General features: G+C 44.5%; 13 protein-coding genes and 1 pseudogene. 11 read left to right on the plus strand and 3 right to left on the minus strand.

Annotated features, from left to right (window positions below; genetic code table 11):
- Positions 1–543 (minus strand): annotated as a pseudogene (locus tag OUY18_RS01620) (hypothetical protein); the annotation flags it as partial.
- A gap of 489 nt (positions 544–1,032) precedes the next feature.
- On the opposite strand from OUY18_RS01620, the gene OUY18_RS01625 reads away from it, so the two are divergent.
- A complete protein-coding gene (locus OUY18_RS01625) occupies positions 1,033–1,560 on the plus strand; it encodes a cysteine hydrolase family protein (RefSeq protein ID WP_268056967.1) in 528 nt (175 codons plus the stop codon).
- Positions 1,561–1,612: 52 nt separating this feature from the next.
- Here OUY18_RS01625 and OUY18_RS01630 read toward each other — a convergent pair whose 3' ends face one another.
- A complete protein-coding gene (locus OUY18_RS01630) occupies positions 1,613–2,896 on the minus strand; it encodes a methyl-accepting chemotaxis protein (protein WP_268056968.1) in 1,284 nt (427 codons plus the stop codon).
- Between the two features lie 464 nt (positions 2,897–3,360).
- On the opposite strand from OUY18_RS01630, the gene speE reads away from it, so the two are divergent.
- Positions 3,361–4,275, plus strand: coding sequence for a polyamine aminopropyltransferase (gene speE / locus OUY18_RS01635; RefSeq protein WP_268056969.1), 915 nt, complete (start codon positions 3,361–3,363; stop codon positions 4,273–4,275).
- 63 nt (positions 4,276–4,338) lie between these two features.
- Positions 4,339–5,937, plus strand: coding sequence for a M20/M25/M40 family metallo-hydrolase (locus OUY18_RS01640; protein ID WP_268056970.1), 1,599 nt, complete (start codon positions 4,339–4,341; stop codon positions 5,935–5,937).
- Between the two features lie 46 nt (positions 5,938–5,983).
- Here OUY18_RS01640 and OUY18_RS01645 read toward each other — a convergent pair whose 3' ends face one another.
- Positions 5,984–6,763, minus strand: a complete 780-nt coding sequence (locus OUY18_RS01645; protein WP_268056971.1) for a helix-turn-helix transcriptional regulator — start codon at positions 6,761–6,763, stop codon at positions 5,984–5,986.
- A gap of 334 nt (positions 6,764–7,097) precedes the next feature.
- Here OUY18_RS01645 and ptcA point away from each other — a divergent pair, with 334 nt between their 5' ends.
- The 8 genes from ptcA to OUY18_RS01685 all read left to right on the plus strand — a co-directional run bounded on the left by ptcA (position 7,098) and on the right by OUY18_RS01685 (position 18,547).
- Positions 7,098–8,114, plus strand: a complete 1,017-nt coding sequence (ptcA, locus tag OUY18_RS01650; protein WP_268056972.1) for a putrescine carbamoyltransferase — start codon at positions 7,098–7,100, stop codon at positions 8,112–8,114.
- A 69-nt stretch (positions 8,115–8,183) separates the two neighbouring features.
- Positions 8,184–9,557 (plus strand): APC family permease, encoded by a 1,374-nt coding sequence (locus OUY18_RS01655; RefSeq protein WP_268056973.1) that lies wholly within the window; start codon positions 8,184–8,186, stop codon positions 9,555–9,557.
- Positions 9,558–9,590: 33 nt separating this feature from the next.
- Positions 9,591–10,706: an agmatine deiminase gene (gene aguA, locus OUY18_RS01660; protein ID WP_268056974.1), complete on the plus strand. Its 1,116-nt coding sequence runs from the start codon at positions 9,591–9,593 to the stop codon at positions 10,704–10,706.
- A 111-nt stretch (positions 10,707–10,817) separates the two neighbouring features.
- The gene (locus OUY18_RS01665; protein ID WP_268056975.1) at positions 10,818–12,320 is read left to right on the plus strand and encodes an APC family permease; all 1,503 of its coding nucleotides are present in this window, start codon (positions 10,818–10,820) and stop codon (positions 12,318–12,320) included.
- Complete coding sequence (gene arcC, locus OUY18_RS01670) at positions 12,274–13,212, plus strand: carbamate kinase (protein ID WP_268056976.1); 939 nt, start codon at positions 12,274–12,276, stop codon at positions 13,210–13,212. Before OUY18_RS01665 ends, arcC begins: the two co-directional genes overlap by 47 nt.
- Before the next feature lie 222 nt (positions 13,213–13,434).
- Complete coding sequence (locus OUY18_RS01675) at positions 13,435–15,417, plus strand: methyl-accepting chemotaxis protein (protein ID WP_268056977.1); 1,983 nt, start codon at positions 13,435–13,437, stop codon at positions 15,415–15,417.
- A 375-nt stretch (positions 15,418–15,792) separates the two neighbouring features.
- Positions 15,793–16,524, plus strand: a complete 732-nt coding sequence (locus tag OUY18_RS01680) for a LuxR family transcriptional regulator (protein ID WP_268056978.1) — start codon at positions 15,793–15,795, stop codon at positions 16,522–16,524.
- Between the two features lie 13 nt (positions 16,525–16,537).
- Positions 16,538–18,547 carry an ATP-binding protein gene (locus OUY18_RS01685; protein ID WP_268056979.1) on the plus strand — a complete coding sequence of 670 codons (2,010 nt, stop codon included), beginning with the start codon at positions 16,538–16,540 and terminating at the stop codon, positions 18,545–18,547.
- Positions 18,548–18,581 lie beyond the last annotated feature (34 nt).

Raw genomic sequence — 18,581 nt, forward strand, 5'->3', positions numbered from 1 at the left:
CTCAATTGTACCCTTCATAAATCCGTCGCTGAATCCATCAATAAATTCTCCGCCGTTCCGGATGCTTTCGATCCCTTCCGTTATACCATAGATTCCACCCCCTACTACGGTACCAACTGCAATAAACATCAATTCCGGCCCAACGACGACAACAACCGCTATTGCTATCCCGGTAACCACGGTTCCCACCGCTATTTTGAACCAATTTTCTTGATACCATTCTTTTTTTAGTCCGGCTATGTCTTCCATTCGATCGATAAAACTGTTTGATTCTTTTTCAAGGTGCGTTTCCGTCTTATCATAGATATCTTTTGAAGATGATACAAACAGGCTGATATTTTCTATTTCAGTATACAACGCTTTCATACTTTTTTGAATATCTGCGATGGACCCGTCAATATTTCTTCTCCGCTTTATCTTGGAATCCACGCTGCCAAATACATGATCCATAGAAGATTTTAAATCTTCAAATGTGATGGCTATCGTATGAAACTGCATTGCACAGCCGTCCAGCCCATCCAAATTTACTTTTATTGCACTCAACTAAAATCCTCCTTTCGTTTTGAACTATATTTTTCTTATTTTATCTGGCGCACTTCATTGTTATAATCAATCAAAAGAATATCATAAGTATCGTCTTTTACTTCATATACATTATTTTAATTCTTCTCTACACTCTTTTTTTTAAGAAATACACTGTAGCCATCATAATGTGACAGTCTACAGTGCATTTCAAAAAATTTATTAACTAGCGCCAAAGCATGTAGCACAAGCTTTTTGCCAGACCTCATTCTGATAACTTTTTTATTTATTTCACTTTTTTCTCTATATTAAGGCCTTTTAAAATACTTTATTACAATTATAATCATAAAACAATATTTGTCAAGGAGAAATATAACTTTTGCTGAGGAATGTCATTCTCAAGCTTTCTCCTTTATTGGAGGTTGAAAAAGACCCATTTTTAAAAATATTGGCATAATCAAAAGTGATATAATAGCAAAAACAGGTAAATTTTCAGAAAGGAATGATACTATGAAAAGAATATTGATTGTAGTGGATTACCAAAATGACTTTGTTACGGGCAGCCTGGGCTTTGAAGAAGCGGTTTTGCTGGAGGATCGGATTGCGAAAAAAATAGATTCCTACAGAAAGAATGGCTGGGAAGTTGCCTTTACGTACGATACACATGAAACGAATTACCTGGAGACACAGGAAGGGAAAAAACTTCCCGTACCGCATTGCCTGAAAAATACGGAGGGCTGGAAATTATACGGGAAAATAGCCGCGCTTTGCAGCGAAGGGGATCAATGTTTTGAAAAGCCGACGTTTGGTTCCATGCGGCTTGCGGAATACCTGGCGAAGAATCAATATGACTGCGTTGAGCTTGCCGGCGTCGTTTCCAACATCTGTGTCCTCTCGAACGCCGTGCTGGCAAAAGCGGCTCTGCCGGAAGCAAAAATCGTAGTGGACGCCGCCTGCACAGCCGGCAACGACGCGCATCTGAATCAAGCGGCGCTCGACGTGATGAAAGGATTGCAAATGGAGGTTGTGAACGCATAAGCCCACTTTACAATGAAAAAAACACCCCGTGTAATTACGGGGTGTTTGCAATTTAGCTGCGAAGTTTTAATTTTTCGGCTTCGGCTCTCAGGCTGTTCGCCTGCGCGGAAAGTTCCTCGCTTGCAGCCGCACTCTCTTCCGCTGTTGCAGAGTTTGTCTGAACGACCGCGGAAACCTGTTCGATTCCCTTCGTTATTTCCTCGACTGCGGTTGCCTGAGCGGTGGAAGCCTGCTCTATTTTCCGGATGGTATCCTGAACGCTTGCCATTTGCTCGGCTGCTTTACTCAGCGCCTGTGCCGTGCTGTCGGCGATCTGGGTTCCGTCCGAAACCTTTTGAATGGAATTTTCAATTAACTGGGTTGTCTGCTTTGCCGCATCGGCGGATTTGCTGGCAAGATTGCGGACTTCATCAGCGACAACAGAGAATCCCTTTCCCGCCGCTCCGGCCCTGGCGGCTTCAACAGCGGCGTTCAATGCCAGAATGTTGGTTTGGAATGCGATATTATCGATTACCTTAATGATTTTGCTGATTTCATTGGAAGAGATATTAATGTTGTCCATGGCCTCAAGCATTTGCTGCATCTGCTGATTGCTGTGCTGCACCTGCTTTGTGGTTTCTTCTATGTAAGACGTTGCTTCCGTAACATGTTCGGTATTCTCATTTATCCTTTGAGAAACGTCGGCAATCGTTGCGGACAGCTCCTGAATGGCACTGGCCTGTTCGGTCGCGCCCTGCGCCAGGCTTTGCGCGCCGCCGGAAACCTGATTGGAACCGTTGCTGATTTGTTCTGAGGAAACCAAAACATTTTTATATGCACTATTCAAGGAATCCAGAATGGTATTCACCGCGGCTGCGATGGGAGCATAATCGCCCGCGTAGCCCTTTAAAGCATCGAAGGAAACGTCTCCTTCGGAAATTTTTACAAGCCTTTTCGTTATTTCATTAATCGCGTAACGAAGGCTTTGCAGGGCAAAGCGGAGGGAGTCGGCGAGTTCGCCCAACTCGTTTTTGGACTGAAAGGTAATTTCCGCGTCCAGTTTCCCTTCGGCGAACTGATTGGTCGCTGCAATAAGCTCATCAATTGGTTTGTCGAATTCTTTTACAATGGAATGATAGATTATAATTAAGTTCAGAATTCCCACAATCGATAACAAAATCAAAATCACCGATAATAAGACCCACGCATCGGTGCTGCCTAACATTCCCCAAACGCCCAGGCAGCCGCTTACGGCAATGTATATTCCTACAATTGAAAATCCAAACTGAAGTCTCTTTTTAATTTTCATGTTGGAAAATTTTAATTTGGGCAGTTTTAACCCCTTTAATTTAGTCATTTACTATAACTCCTCCTAGAATAATTACCGAATAGAAATAATTAGAATGAAATAAGAGGTATAACCATGTACCGCCCCTTTCACCTTAATGCACAACAGGAAAATTGGTTAGTTTTTATCCCTATCAGTATATTTTAACAGAGTTCGACAATTTATTCTAATTATAATGAATTATAATCAATTTTTTACAAAAAATCCCAAAATAATTATCCATATTTATACTTTCCCTATAAATTACATTCATACAGATCTGGTGGATAAATATTCAAATCGTTTTCGTAAGGTGAAATTTTACGGCCACCCTGCTGCTTCGTTTTGGTAATATAATGAAAAAAGGTACATAAATGAAAATAATTTTGAAAAAATAATGATTGAAAAGGAAAAGATATTATGCTATTATATCTATCAAATTAGTATATTGTTGCACGAATTTGAATATTTAAAAGTGAAAAGGAGAGCAAAAGATGGAGAATCCCCTCGTTGATATTCTGTATACGCAAAACTGGGACAGCAGCACGAAATTTTCGATTAAGGTAACAAAACCGCTTCATTCGGAGGTAACGCCTTACCAGAGAATCGATTTTTTTGATTCTGAAACGTATGGCCGTTTCTTTACGCTGGACGGTTTGATGATGGTAACGCAGAAGGACGAGTTTGCTTATCATGATATGATTACGCATGTGCCGATGGCGACAAACCCGGACATTAAGCGGGTTCTGATTATCGGCGGCGGCGACGGGGGAACCTCCCGTGAAATATGCCGTTATAAGCATATTGAAAGCGTTGACCTGGTTGAAATTGACGAGCGGGTTATGCAGCTTTGCCAGGAGTATCTGCCGCAGACGGCGGGGCATATTGCGAAGGAACCGCGCCTCCATTTACACTTTGAAGACGGTCTCAATTATGTGAAAAACAAGCCGGATGCTTCCTTCGACTTGATTCTTGTGGATTCCACGGATCCGATCGGTTCCGGCGAGGGACTGTTTACCACGGAATTTTACCGCCAGTGCTTCCGAGTCCTTTCCGACGACGGGATTCTGATTAACCAGCACGAATCTCCGTATTACCAGTTCCATGTAAAGGAAATGCGCAAGGCGCACCGGAAGATCAAGGACGTGTTCCCGATCGTAAGGGTGTACCAGTACAATATTGCTACGTATCCATCCGGGCATTGGCTGTTCGGTTTTGCTTCCAAAAAATACGACCCGGTGCGTGACCATCAGGTGGAGCGCTGGGAGGCGTTTGGCCTGAAAACCATGTATTATAATTCACAAATCCATGAGGGCGCGTTCGCCCTTCCGACCTTTGTAAATGAAATGCTGGCGGGTACGGACCCAAACACGCTTCCGATTTTCCCGCATAAAGACTATGTTGAATAAATAAGAATAATGGGCCGGCGCGAAAACCGGCCCATTCATTTTATCGGAAAAGGAGAGATTCCGTTGCGCCGGGAAGAATTGGATTCGGAGGAAATGCTCCGTTTATTATTGGATTTTTGCGGGGTGAATACCGTAAACGGGGAAGAGGGCTGCGAAAACAACGGAACGCAGTTCCTGTATGAAAGCCTTAAAACAATACCGTATTTTCAGGAAAATCCGGATTGCCTGTTTTTACAGCCTGTCGAGGGCGATCCTTTAAAAAGGAAAAATCTTGTAGCCTTTCTGAAAGCAAATCCCCCTACAAAAAACACAATCATCCTCAGCGGCCACATTGATACGGTCGATACCGAGGTCTGCGGGCCGCTGAAGGATTTGGCGTTTCAGCCTGTGAAATATACGGAGGCGCTTTTAAAAGCAGATATTGATGACGAAATCTGGAAGGAGCTCCAAAGCGGAGAGTATCTCGCAGGCCGGGGCGTGGCGGATATGAAATCCGGGCTGGCGGCGCAGTGGGCGATTCTAAAATACTATGCTATGCACTTGGAAAAGCTGAAGGTGAACCTGCTCTGGATACCGGTCATTGATGAGGAAAACAACGCGAACGGAATTCATCAGGCGGTGGAATACTTCTGCTCGCTCCGCAATGAAAAATATGAATTGCTTTGCTGTATTGACAGTGAACCGACCATTACGCCGGAAAGCAAGGACTGCGGCCGGATCTATCTTGGCACAATCGGCATGGTTACCCCTTTTGCGCTGGCTGTGGGGAAGGAAAGCCATGTAGGCGAATATTTTGAAGGAATCAGCGCGGCGCTGATGGCCTTTCATCTGGGAATCGCAATGGAAAACAATCCGGAATTCACGGAAATTTATAAAGGGAAAAAATATCCCCCTATCTGCTGCCTGAGGACGATGGACTTCCGAAAAAGCTATTCTGTAACGGTTCCGAACCGTTTCGCCATGTATTTCAATTATCTGTTTGTAAGGAAAAGACCGGGGGATATCCTTAACCTGGTCAGCCTTTTCGCATCCTCCTCCGCGGAAAAAGCGCTGGAGCAAGCCGGAAAAGGAAAAAGAAAGGTTAAAATCCTGACTTTTGAAGAGCTTTGCACGGAATACGAACAAAAAACAGGCCGCAGCCACGAGGAATCCTTACAGGAATATATCCGCCGATGCCTGCGGGACATGGATATTCAGGACTGCTGTATGAGCTTCGTAAATGAACTCTGCGATGAAATTCAACTGGAAGGACCGGCGTTCGTCATCGGTTTCCTGCCGCCCTACTGCCCTTCCCGTGTCAATTTGCGAATCAGCGAGAAGGAACGAAAAGTGGAAAGCATTGCGGAAAAACTGATTGATACCCGTAAAAATAAAGGGTTGGATATTCGGCTGTCCGAGGTATACGAAGGAATATCGGATTTAAGCGAACTTGGATTCCAGGGCGACGGCAGGGATATTCACCTTTTGCAAAAGAATCTGGTCGGGCTGAATGTCGGTACGCCGTATCCTCTTGAAAAAATGCAGCAGCTTGATATTCCGGTTATTAATATCGGCCCCGTCGGCAAGGATGCGCACAAAATGGGGGAAAGGCTGTATCTTCCATATTTCAAGGATGTGCTGCCGGGTCTGTTGCTGGATTTTATTGAAGAAATGCAGAGATAAAAAAGCCTGTAAGATAGCAATACGTTATCTTACAGGCTTTCTGTTATTATACAGAAGGATTGGATCTTTCACAAACAACCCGCACCAGTTGGGAGCGGTTGGAAACATTCAGTTTTTCAAAGATATGCGCAACATGTTTTTTCGTCGTATTTTCCGAAATGAAAAGTCTTGCACTGATTTCGCTGTTGTGCATTCCGGCATTCAGCAGCTGGAGAATTTCATATTCCCGCTGTGTCAGCCGGTATTTTGACATCATGTCGTTTTCCGGGGAATTCGATGCTTTATAGCTGATTCCGTTCGGGAAAATCTGGCGGAACCGCCTGCAAAGATGATCGTTTAAAATGCGGAAAATTTCCAGGTCATGGTCTGTAAAGTCGCCGGTTTTTTTGTTCCGCATAAAAGTAACCGAGCCGAAGAGCGTTCCGCTTTCAATAATACTGGAGCCTCCGCAGTAGAAGACATCCATGGGTTTCAGCCATTCGTTGCAGAAAAGTGACCGCTCCCGAAGCTTGTCCGGGAGCAAATCCGTATCACGGTAGACAATCGGCTCATTCTGGGAAAGCGCCCAGACCGCGTAATCCAGCGATTCAAAATGATGATAATAATCGTCCAGATTCGAGTCGGACATACCGATGGCTATGGGATCAAAAAAGATGTGGTTATCCCCCTTGTTATCCCCCAGGTCAAAGAAAGCTTTCTGATAGGTGACAAGATTCCGGATCCTTTCCAGAAAGTCACCCCGCAGAGCGACCAAATTATCGCAGCTGTAAATATTAGCGACAATTGTGTTGATCTGACACCATTCCTCATGGTTCAATTCCACCATGATTTTCGACACTTCCTTTCTTCACCGTGTACATATTTTCCGTATATATAGTATTCTGAATCGAAAACACTGTCAAGTCAAATAGGAAATTAATAACACTTTTTGTTTATTTTGTTTAAAATTAATCCACCATATGGGATATTGCACAATAATAAAAGCATACACTGTCCGTTTTCACGATTCATATCACCCAAACGGGTGATATTGGCAGGAAACGGGTGATTTTTCAGAGGTTATACCGGAGTGTAATTGTGCATTCTGATCAAAAAGCCTTATAATAATGTCACGAAATGAAGGTTATATGACCTAAATATTTTTATGGAGGATATGAAACATGGCGAGAATTAAGGATTTTGTAGACACCACTGATTTTACCAAGCAAGAACTGTTGGACATTATTGAACTGGGGCTTAAATTAAAGAAATGCATTAAGTCCGGTTATTATCCGCCGCTCTTGAAGAATAAAACTCTTGGCATGATTTTTGAACAGTCTTCAACCAGAACAAGAGTTTCCTTTGAAACAGCGATGGAGCAGCTTGGCGGTCACGCACAGTATCTTGCGCCGGGCCAAATCCAGTTGGGCGGTCATGAGACCATTGAAGATACCGCAAGAGTCCTTTCAAGGCTGGTTGACATTTTAATGGCCAGAGTCGAAAGACATAAGACGATTGTGAATCTTGCAAACAATGCAACCGTTCCGGTGATCAACGGCATGTCCGATTACAACCATCCGACACAGGAAATGGGCGACGCGATCACGATGGTCGAGCACCTTCCGGAAGGCAAAAAGCTGGAAGACTGCAAGGTTGTATTTGTCGGCGACGCGACGCAGGTCTGCGCTTCCCTCTGCTTCCTCTGCACGAAGCTTGGCATGAAGTTTGTCCACTTCGGGCCGAAGGGTTTCCAGCTGAGAGAGAACCACATTAAAATTGCAGAAGAGAACTGCAAAGTTTCCGGCGGCAGCTTCGCAATTACCGAAAACGCAAAGGAAGCTTTGAAGGACGCCGACTTTGTTTATACGGATGTCTGGTACGGCCTTTATGAAGCAGAACTTTCCGAGGAAGAGAGACTCAAGGTTTTCATGCCGAAATATCAGGTTAACAAAGAATTGATGTCGCTTGCAAGTCCGCATGCGAAATTCATGCACTGCCTGCCGGCCACAAGAGGAGAAGAGGTTACGGACGAAGTGATCGATTCCGACTGTTCCATCGTATTTGACGAAGCGGAAAACAGACTGACCGCGATGAGAGCGCTGCTTGTCTATTTCCTGAATCCGCAGACGGTCAGCGAGTATAAAGCGCAGGCGGCAAAAGCAGAACTGGAAGAATTCCTTGCAAACAGAATTCTGTAATTTCAGAAGCTTCCCCCTTCCATTGAACTGAAGAAGTTTATTTATTAATTTTATATAGGGGTGAATATCATGGCAAAGAAAAAGTTCAAATTATTTGATGCGATTCTGTCCGTTATCTGCGTCGTTTTCGTCGCGGAAGCAGCGGCACCGGCGGCGGCCATCGGGAATTCACAGTTCTTCTGGTGGATTTTCCTGATAATCACATTCCTGCTCCCTTACGGCATGATTGCTGCGGAACTTGGAACAGCCTATGATGACGAGGGTGGACTTTACGACTGGGTACGCAGGGCGTACGGCAAAAAATGGGGATCAAGGGTCGCCTGGTACTATTGGATTAACTTCCCGCTGTGGATGGCGTCTCTGGCGGTTATGTTCCCCTCTACCATCAATTTGCTTACCGGCTCCGAAATGGGGACGCTGCCAAGCATTCTGATTGAACTGGCATTTATCTGGATCGTCGTTCTGCTCAGCTTTTCCCGCATCAGCGACAGCAAATGGATTTTGAACCTGTCCGCTTTTATTAAGGTCTTTATTGCACTCGTACTGGGAGGCCTCGGGATTTATACCGCGGTGACCCGCGGCGCGGCAAACGAGTACACGGTGCAGTCCATGCTTCCTTCGCTGAATTTGGACAGCCTGTCCTATATTTCCGTTATTCTCTTTAACTTCATGGGATTTGAAGTCATTACCTCCTATGCGTCCGACATGGAAAATCCAAGAAAGCAGATTCCGCAGGCGATCATTGCAGGCGGCATAGCCATTGCGGTTATCTACATTTTCTCCTCGTTCGGTATCGGCGTCGCCATTCCAACAGACCAAATCAGCACTTCCAGCGGTCTGATGGACAGCCTTCAGCTTTTAATCGGCAAAAACGGCGTTTTCATTACCATTATGGGTATCCTTTTTCTGGTAACTTTGTTTGGCAATATGGTTTCCTGGTCCTACGGTGTAAACTATGTGGCCGACTATGCTGCAAAGAACGGCAGTCTGCCCAAGGTGTTTGCGCATGAAAATAAGAAGACGGAGATGCCGACCGGCAGCGCGGTTATGAACGGCGTTGTAGCAAGTGCACTGGTTATTGTCGCTCCGTTCCTTCCCAATCAGGACCTGTTCTGGAGCTTCTTCGGCCTGAACGTAGTGACCCTGTTGCTGTCCTATGTACCGCTCTTCCCGACGTTCCTGAAACTTCGCAAAATTGACCCCGACAGGGAAAGACCGTTTAAAGTTTCCGGCGGCCCCGTTAAGCTTCGCTTAATGGTCATTCTGCCAATGATCTTACTTCTTGTTTCCATCATCTTATCCTGCGTGCCGCTGAACAGTTCAGCCGACGAACTTTCTTCCAAAGGGCCTCTGGCCATCGGTACCCTGATTGCGATTATCATCGGCGAAATTATTTGCCATATGCCTTCCAAAGATCAGAAATCGGAGGAAGCAAAAGAATAAAAAGTAAAACGAATACAGAAAGGGAAAGTAGCTATGAAAGTAATTTATCAAGACAATTCGACACCGAAAAAAGACGGTTACAGAATGCCCGGCGAATTTGAAAACCATACAGGCACATGGATGCTGTGGCCGCAGAGAACAGACAACTGGCGCAACGGCGGTAAGCCGGCGCAGGAGGTTTTCTGCAACGTTGCGAGAGCAATCGCACAGTTTGAGCCTGTTACCATGTGCGTAAACCCGGATCAATATGAAAACGCAAAGGCCATGCTGAATGACGATGAGCAAATCCGTGTAGTGGAAATGACCAGCAATGACGCCTGGATCCGTGACTGCGGCCCGACCTTTGTCGTCAGTGACAAGGGCGACGTCAGAGCGGTCGACTGGGACTTCAACGCATGGGGCGGCCTTTATGACGGTCTGTACTTCCCATGGGATCAGGACGCTCTTGTTGCGTCCAAGGTCTGTGAAATTGAAAGGGTTACCCGCTATAAGCCCGATCATTTTGTCTTAGAGGGCGGTTCCATTCATGTTGACGGCGAAGGCACAGTCATCGTTACGGAATCCTGCCTGCTCAGCCCCGGCAGAAATCCGGAACTGAAGAAAGAGCAGATTGAGGAAAATCTGCGCCAGTACCTGAACGTTGAAAAGGTGGTATGGGTAAAAGAGGGCATCGACCCAGACGAAACCAACGGACATATTGACGATGTTGCCTGCTATGTGCGTCCGGGCGTTGTTGCCTGTATCTGGACGGAAGACAAAGACGATCCGTTCTATCAGATTGCGCACGACGCTTACGATCTGCTGTCCAACACCGTTGACGCGAAGGGCCGCAAGCTGAAAGTCTGCAAGCTCTCCCTTCCGAAGAAACCGGTCCGCATTACCCTTGAAGAGTCCAAGGGCGTTGACGTTGTAGAAGGAACCCTTCCGAGAGAAGAAGGAGACCTTTGCCCGGGTTCTTACATGAATTTCCTGATTGTCAACGGCGGCGTAATCGTACCGCAGTACGGCGATGAAAACGACGCGCTTGCGCTCCAGCAGATTCAGGAGATGTTCCCGGAGCGGAAAGTGGTAGGCGTTTTGACCCGCGAAGTTGTTTTGGGCGGCGGAAATATTCACTGCATCACCCAGCAGCAGCCCAGCGGCAAATAATACACAGAATAAGCCCCCTATATGGCGGCGGGGATGCACAGGACTGCATCCCCGCTTAAATATTTCGCCGCTTTAAGTGTGTGCCCGGGAATAAGAAGGGGGGAAAACCCTGTGGACGGGAAACCTGTAAAAAAGAAGTTCAAAATGTTTGATGCGGTTCTTGCCTCGGTCTGTATTGTCATGACGATTGAAGCTTCCGCTCCGGCTGCGAAAATGGGAAATTCGCAGTTCTTTTGGTGGGGATTTCTCATCCTGACTTTCTTCCTGCCCTACGGATTGATCTCCGCCGAACTGGGTACCGCGTATCAGGGGCAGGGCGGTATTTATGAATGGGTAAGAAAGGCGTACGGCATACGCTGGGGTTCACGAACGGCCTGTTATTACTGGCTGAATTTCCCTGTTTGGGTAAGTTCCATCGTTCTCCTGTTTACGGACGTGCTCATCTCCACTTTTCATCTTCCTATCGGCACGTTTGGAGGACTTGCCATCCAGCTTCTGCTCATATGGCTTGTCGCGTTCCTAAGCTGTTTTCGTATCAGCGACAGCAAGTGGATACTGAACCTGGCGGCGGTCTTCAAAGCAATTATCATGCTGGCGCTGGGATGCCTTGGGTTTTACATGGCGCTTACCAAAGGGGCGGCCAATTCTTTCAGCCCGCAGTCTTTTCTGCCTTCGTTCGATTCGCAGGGGCTTTCCTATGTAATCGTTATTTTATTTGACTTAATGGGGTTTGAAGTCATTACAACTTATACGGAAGATATGCCGAACCCGGAAAAACAACTCCCGCTCGCCATTAAACTCGGCGGGGTGTTGATTGTGTTTTTCTACATATTGGCGGCGTTTGGAATCAGCGTGGCAATCCCGACGGACCAGTTGAGCGCTTCGACCGGTGTGATGGAAAGTTTTCGTATCCTGCTTCATCAAACCGACAGTGTGCTTATCAGTCTGGTCGCGGTCATGTTTCTGTATGCATTGTTTGCAAACTTAATTTCCTGGTCGCTGGGAGTCAACAGCGTAATCAAATCCGCGGCGCAGGATCATTGCCTTCCGGAATTTCTGGCGGTGGAAAGTAAAAAGACCGGGATGCCGCTGGGTGCTTCCGTTATCAACGCCGTTATTTCCAGCGCAATTGTTATTTTGGGTGCCATCGTGCCGAACACGGATGTATTCTGGCAATTTTTCGCAATGAATATGATTATCCTGCTTTTGTCCTATATTATGATCTTCCCTTCGTTCTTAAAATTGCGGAAAATAGATGCCGATCGTCCCCGCCCGTACAGGATCAAGGGCGGAACAATAAAATTGAAGTTCATAGCCTATATGCCGATGAGTCTGATTCTTTTATCCCTGGTTTTCACGGTAATGCCCTTTCACTTGAGCGAGGCGGAATTATCGTCGAAGCTCCCCCTTCTGATCGGCAGCGGCTTGGTAATACTTATCAGCGAATACATATCCTACAGGAGCTTAAAATCTGAAAAAATTCGTACCGGCGGAAAAGGTCGTTCAGCCGATGAGAAAATCATTAGCCTTTCCCCGAAATACGGAGAAAAGTTAGGGAGGAAACACAATGTCACGAATTGTAATTGCCCTGGGCGGCAATGCATTGGGAAATAACGCGGAAGAGCAACAGCGCAAAATTGATGAAGCGGCGCCGTCTTTGATCGGTTTGATCAAGCAGGGGCATGAAATTATCGTGAGTCATGGAAACGGCCCGCAGGTCGGCATGATCAATCTGGCTTTCGACGCGGCTTCGCAGCAGTCGGACAAAATAGCGAAAATGGAATTGCCGGAATGCACGGCAATGAGCCAGGGGTATATCGGGTACCATTTGCAGAAGGGAATCTTAAAGGAACTGAAACGGGTAGGGATGCCCTGGCATGTTGCGACTGTGGTTACGCAGGTGGAAGTGGGCGAACACGATCCCGCTTTTTCAAACCCCACCAAACCGATCGGCGCATTCTACGATGAAGAGACGGTACAGAGCCTGAAAAAAGAGAAACCGGACGCCGTATTTGCGGAGGACGCCGGAAGAGGCTGGAGAAGAATGGTTGCCTCCCCAAAACCGATGGAAATTGTCGAACGGGATTCCATTCTGAACCTGCTGGACCATGAATTTATCGTTATCGCCTGCGGCGGCGGCGGAATCCCCGTTGTTAAGGATGCAAAAGGAAACTATAACGGCGTACCCGCTGTGATTGACAAGGATTTTGCATCCGCAAAACTGGCGGAGACGGTTGGCGCGCAGTATCTGTTTATCCTGACGGCGGTTGATAAAGTTGCCATTAACTTTGGAAAGGCAAATCAGCAGAATCTCGATGAAATGACGGTTGAGCAGGCCGAAAAATACTGTGAAGAAGGCCAGTTCGCGAAAGGAAGCATGCTTCCGAAAGTACAGGCCGCCATTCAGTTTGTAAAATCCGGTGAAAACCGGAGGGCCGTTATCGCTTCGCTCGAGAAAGCACCGATGGCGATGAAAGGCGAAAGCGGAACCCTAATACACGCATAATAACTCAAAAATAAATCCGTTTTAACAGACGGATTTATTTTGCTATTTAATAATTGACGGAGAAAAGCTGAAAAATCATTCTATCCTTAAGAAATCTTTCAATTTAATAGAAATGAAGCATCGATTTTCTAAGAATTCAGCAGATTCTTTATGCGTACAATAAATTGTTAAATGTGTAACAATAAGAAAGTATAAAGAGAAAAGTATAAAGAAGGAAGAAAAGTGGAAAAGGTATCTTTTAAAAACAGACTCGCATTTCGAATCCCACTTCAGGTTGTTGCCTTGGCTGTTTCGATTATTGTCATGATCTGTATCATCCTTGGCGTGTTTTTATCGAATTCAAAACAGCAGTCCGTCCAGAACGAGATCAATTATTTGGCACAGAATAACGCATACCGTGTTACCGCTTATCTGGACAACATGCTGACAACATCCAATTCGCTTTCCTATGCAATCAATAAATACAGGAATTCCGATCCGAAAATAACGGATAAACTGATTCGGGATACGCTGGGGCATTCCGTTGACGACAGCCGCATCTTCGGCACATTTGTCGCTTTTGAACCGAACGCGCTGATTCCGAATACGCCGCAGGGCCTTTCCTATTATTCGTATATTGAAGACGGGAAAAAGAAGCTCGAAGTAATGAATGATTATGATACCTATAACAATGAGGATTATTATACCGCCACCAAGAAAACATTAAAGCCCCATTTAACGGAACCGTACAGTTTTAAATTGGAATCGGGGGAAACCGTATGGCTTGTCACCATAAGCTGTCCGATTCTTGATGACAGCGGCAAATTTATAGGAGTAACCAACACCGATATCTTGTCGAATACCATTAACAGCCTGCATTATAATATGGGGGAATATAAAACCTCCGCAAATTATATTTTAACCGATGACCGGAATTACGTGTCCAATACGGCAGACCGAAAATTAGCGGGCACAAAATATAAGGAGCAGAAGGATGATAATCTGCTTAAGGTTACGCAGGCATTAAATCTGGAAGGAATCGAAAACCACTGGATCAGTACGTTTACCGTTAAAAAATCGGAAGCTTTAGGGGAAGTCACTACCATATTGATTCTGATTATTATTACAGGCATCATCGGCATCATCATCCTCTCGCTGCTGATTACCCTGCTGATTAAAAAATCGCTGCGTCCGGTAGACAGCATCGTAGAGCTTTCCGCCAATATGGGAAACGGAAACCTTCATTCGGATATTACGGTTTCTTCACAGGACGAACTGGGGAAACTCGCGGAGATATCGAAAAAGACTTCCCGGAATTTAAGCGGTTATATTCAGGAAATATCGGATGTATTAAATAAGCTTTCCAACGGGAATCTGAAGATCGACGTAACGCGCGATTATGTCGGCGACTTTGCACCGATCAAACAGGCGATGCTGAAAATAATTGATTTTCTGAATCATACTTTTTCAGAAATTGAGACTGCGGCGTCGCAGGTTTCCGTCGGTGCGGGTGAAATCGCCAACGGTTCCCAGACGCTTGCGGAGGGAGCCACAGAACAGGCAAGCTCTGTCGAAAAATTGTCCGAATCGATGAATTCCATTTCGGAACAGGTGAAGAAAAATGCGGAGCACGCAAATAACGCGAAAACCCTTTCGAATGATACCCAAGAGGAACTGGATGATGGCCAGCAAACCATTGAAAAGATGACGGGCGCAATGGAAGATATCCGGAATTACTCGAACAAGATTACGCAGATCATCAAGACGATTGACGATATCGCGTTCCAAACCAATATCCTTGCGCTGAATGCGGCTGTTGAAGCGGCAAGGGCCGGTGCCGCCGGAAAAGGCTTTGCCGTGGTTGCGGACGAGGTACGGAATCTGGCGGGAAAAAGTGCGGAAGCCGCAAAACAAACCACGCTTTTAATTGAGGGCTCGGTGAAAGCCGTTGAAAACGGAACGGTTACCGCCCTTAAAACCGCGGAGCTGCTGAACAGAATTATTGAGAAATCCCAAAACGTCAATGATGTTGTCACACAGATCGCCTTTGCAACAAATCAGCAGGCCGACGCCATTTCCAATATTGAGTCCAGTATTTCTCAAATCACCTCTGTCGTTCAAATGAATTCGGCCACCGCGGAAGAAAGCTCCGCCGCCGCGGAGGAACTTTCCGCTCAGGCAAAAACGCTTCATGAAAAAGTATCCATGTTTCAATTGAAAAATTAGCAGAAATGAAATCGAAAAACAGCCTTTTCCCGCCCTGTTTCCGGCACAGCGGGATGAGGCTGTTTTTTTACAGAAAGCAGAATTCTGCGAAAAGGAATCAGGAGGAGTTTTTCTAATTGTAGGAATTATGTTGTTTTACCTTACATAATGATATATAATTAATAAAATAATTAATAAAAAATATGAATTTTTATGTTTTATTTTACTATATCCTGATAGCAAATCGCATTTTCCAACGATATAATCCTTTCTAAGTATTTTGAAAATTTAGGAAATTGGAAATATCGGGAATATCGTTATAGTGTATTATAAATTTAAACAAAGATCCTTATTTGTATGATATTCTATGGATTCAATTTGAAAGGAATAGAGAAAATGACAGCAGATCTGAATCTGGCAGGTTGTGAAAAATGGATTAAAACCATTGGCAAAAGAAAAATTCAGTCTTTCCAGGATTCCTTTGCAGATTTATACAATATCAGTTTGGGGATCGTTGATTTAGAAGGAAAATCCGTAACGGTATGGTCGAATTCTTCTTTATTTTGCCATCTCATCATGCAGAAGAACCGGGAAAGATGCAAGTCCGAGCAGCAATGCGTATTGGACAATGTTTTAAATAGTAAAAAAATCTGTATCTTTACCTGTTATCTTGGCATTACCTATTTTGCGTGTCCGATCTTTTTTAACGAAGAGCTGGCAGCCATCTGTTTGGGAGGGGGCGTTTATTTAGGAAAAGAAAAAATATTAATTGATTATAAAATAGCAAAGGACGTGCCGGTATTCAGCGAATCCAAATTAAATGACTGTGTCGGATTATTGGAAAATATCTTCAATCTGCTGAATGTTCACGAAAATATAAATGAGACAAATAAGAATAAAGAAAATGAATTAAGCCAGGAAGTATTGTTCCTGGAAAAGAAACTAAGCCGCAGGGAAATTGAAGTCATAAAATTTATTCGGGACGGACTGACCAATAAAGAAATATCCGCGGAATTGAACATAAGCGATAAAACGGTAAAAACACATATTACCAATATTTTAAGAAAATTAAACATGAAGGATCGAATGCAGATTATTATGTTCTGCAAAAATAATTTAATGAAATAATATGGTGAATGGCATGTCTATACGTAAAAAAATGATGATTTTTGTTTTAATAATTGAAATCGTGCCGATGCTGTTTATTCTGCTGCTTTCCGATCACGTTTTAAATGATCAGGTACAAAAGGCTTCTCAGGGCTATCTGCAGAATGCCTTGAAGATCGGTTACAACCAAATGGTCAACCGGCTGGATGAAATGGAAAAAGCGTCCGTAAAAATGACGGACGCGGAAGAGTTTCAGCAGGCGCTTCAAAAGAGGAAGATTGCTTCCGTAAATGAAATGCTGAATGATGTGAATAAAGTATATGATTACATCGATTTTTATCTGGTTTTCGGCGCGGATAAAGGTTTTATTACAGACAAGCCGCCGATAAAGAATACGAAAATACCGCAATTGGATAAACTGCTTGAAGCAGTTAAAAAGAAGCATTCCGCCGTTACGTCTACGGAATTGATCGACCTGAAGGATTTGTTTTATTCTGATTCAAAAGAGTACGATCAATACAAAGTACTGATCAGCAATGATAGGGATAAAAACGAGTATCTGACAAAATGCCTGGTGTTTTTAAGTGTCTCACCGGTTTACGATAAACAGGACGGCCGATTACTGGGCTATTTAGTATTTGGCGATATCGTAAATAATGACGCGTATTTCCCGAAAACGTATTCTCAAAGCGTTGAAAATTCCTATTTGGCAATCTCTGTGAACGATATTCGTATCACATCGAATATACGAAGCCCGAAAAAACAAAATTTTATCGGAAGCTCCACGCCGCTTGCGATCAGCACTTTAAAAGGTACGACGAATGTATTTTACGGAAAGGTGGTTTATGACGGCGAGGTTCACATTTTTTTAGACAAGCCCATCATAAATTATAACGGAGAAGATATAGGCATGCTGGGCGTGGGGATTCCCGAAGATAAATTTTCCATTATTATGGATACGCAAAGAAATATTATTGTTTTCGTAACATGCCTGTGTTTGATCATCATGATCTTTATCACGAAATATGTATCCGGTCGTATCACGGCGCCGATTCTGAAAGCGACGGAATTAGCAAACCAAATTTCGCGCGGCGACAGCGAAATTGTTATCGACAGCCAATATTTAGAAGATTCAAACAGCGAAACGGCTGTTTTATTGAATGCTTTTCATAAAATGGTCTGTGACCTGAAAAAAAGCGAAGAAGAAAGAAATAACTATTTGGAGAAACTGCAAAGCGAACACTCTGAACTGCTGAAATTATCCGAACAGCTCGCGGAATTAAATCAAAACCTGGAAGGAAAGGTAAGATTAAGAACGCAGAATTTAAGGGAAGCCGTAAATGATTTAAAAAAGACGGGCAAGATAAAATCTCTTTTCATCGCCAATATGAGCCATGAATTAAGAACCCCGCTGTGTGCGATTATCAACAGTGCGGAAGTCATGCAGGAAGAGATGACGGGGCCTTTAAATGACAAACAGCATAAATACATAAACAATATTATAACCAGCGGAAAGCATCTGCTGCAATTAATTAACTCTGTTCTGGACCTTTCAAAAATTGAAGCGGGAAAGATGACGCTGGTTATGGGGGATTACTCCATGTCCGATATCGTAACCGAAAGCTTTAATATGGTTAAAAGCCTTGCTTACCGGAAAAATCAGAATGTAACGATTCAAATGAATCCGTCCGATTTTATCGTTCGGGTGGATGCAAATAAGATCAAGCAAATATTGTGCAATATTCTCTCCAACGCGATCAAATTTACGCCGCAGGGCGGAGATGTTCTGGTTGATGTTCAGAAAAAGGAGGACTCTGTTCAGCTGAGAGTGAAGGATAACGGAATCGGCATTAAGGAAGAAGATCAGAAAAGGATTTTCAACGAGTTTGAGCAGGTGGATAATTCTTATGAAAAGCAGTACGAAGGTACCGGGCTGGGGCTTCCCCTTACAAAGAAATTAGCGGAGCTTCATAACGGGAAGATCCTTTTATTAAGCAAATACGGGGAAGGAACAGAGGTTATCGTTACCATACCGATTACTTAGGCCTTTCCTGGTAAAAACAAAAGTCTTGTTTCGG

Origin of the sequence: Caproiciproducens galactitolivorans, from assembly GCF_026672255.1 — a bacterium.
In the GTDB taxonomy this organism is placed as follows: Bacteria; Bacillota; Clostridia; order Oscillospirales; family Acutalibacteraceae; genus Caproiciproducens; species Caproiciproducens galactitolivorans_A.

Bases quoted from the DNA above. Each gene is read 5' to 3' on its own strand.
- OUY18_RS01625 (WP_268056967.1), top strand. From the start codon at position 1,033: ATGAAAAGAATATTGATTGTAGTGGATTACCAAAATGACTTTGTTACG.
- OUY18_RS01630 (WP_268056968.1), bottom strand. From the start codon at position 2,896: ATGACTAAATTAAAGGGGTTAAAACTGCCCAAATTAAAATTTTCCAAC.
- speE (WP_268056969.1), top strand. From the start codon at position 3,361: ATGGAGAATCCCCTCGTTGATATTCTGTATACGCAAAACTGGGACAGC.
- OUY18_RS01645 (WP_268056971.1), bottom strand. From the start codon at position 6,763: ATGGTGGAATTGAACCATGAGGAATGGTGTCAGATCAACACAATTGTC.
- ptcA (WP_268056972.1), top strand. From the start codon at position 7,098: ATGGCGAGAATTAAGGATTTTGTAGACACCACTGATTTTACCAAGCAA.
- OUY18_RS01655 (WP_268056973.1), top strand. From the start codon at position 8,184: ATGGCAAAGAAAAAGTTCAAATTATTTGATGCGATTCTGTCCGTTATC.
- aguA (WP_268056974.1), top strand. From the start codon at position 9,591: ATGAAAGTAATTTATCAAGACAATTCGACACCGAAAAAAGACGGTTAC.
- arcC (WP_268056976.1), top strand. From the start codon at position 12,274: ATGTCACGAATTGTAATTGCCCTGGGCGGCAATGCATTGGGAAATAAC.
- OUY18_RS01680 (WP_268056978.1), top strand. From the start codon at position 15,793: ATGACAGCAGATCTGAATCTGGCAGGTTGTGAAAAATGGATTAAAACC.
- OUY18_RS01685 (WP_268056979.1), top strand. From the start codon at position 16,538: ATGTCTATACGTAAAAAAATGATGATTTTTGTTTTAATAATTGAAATC.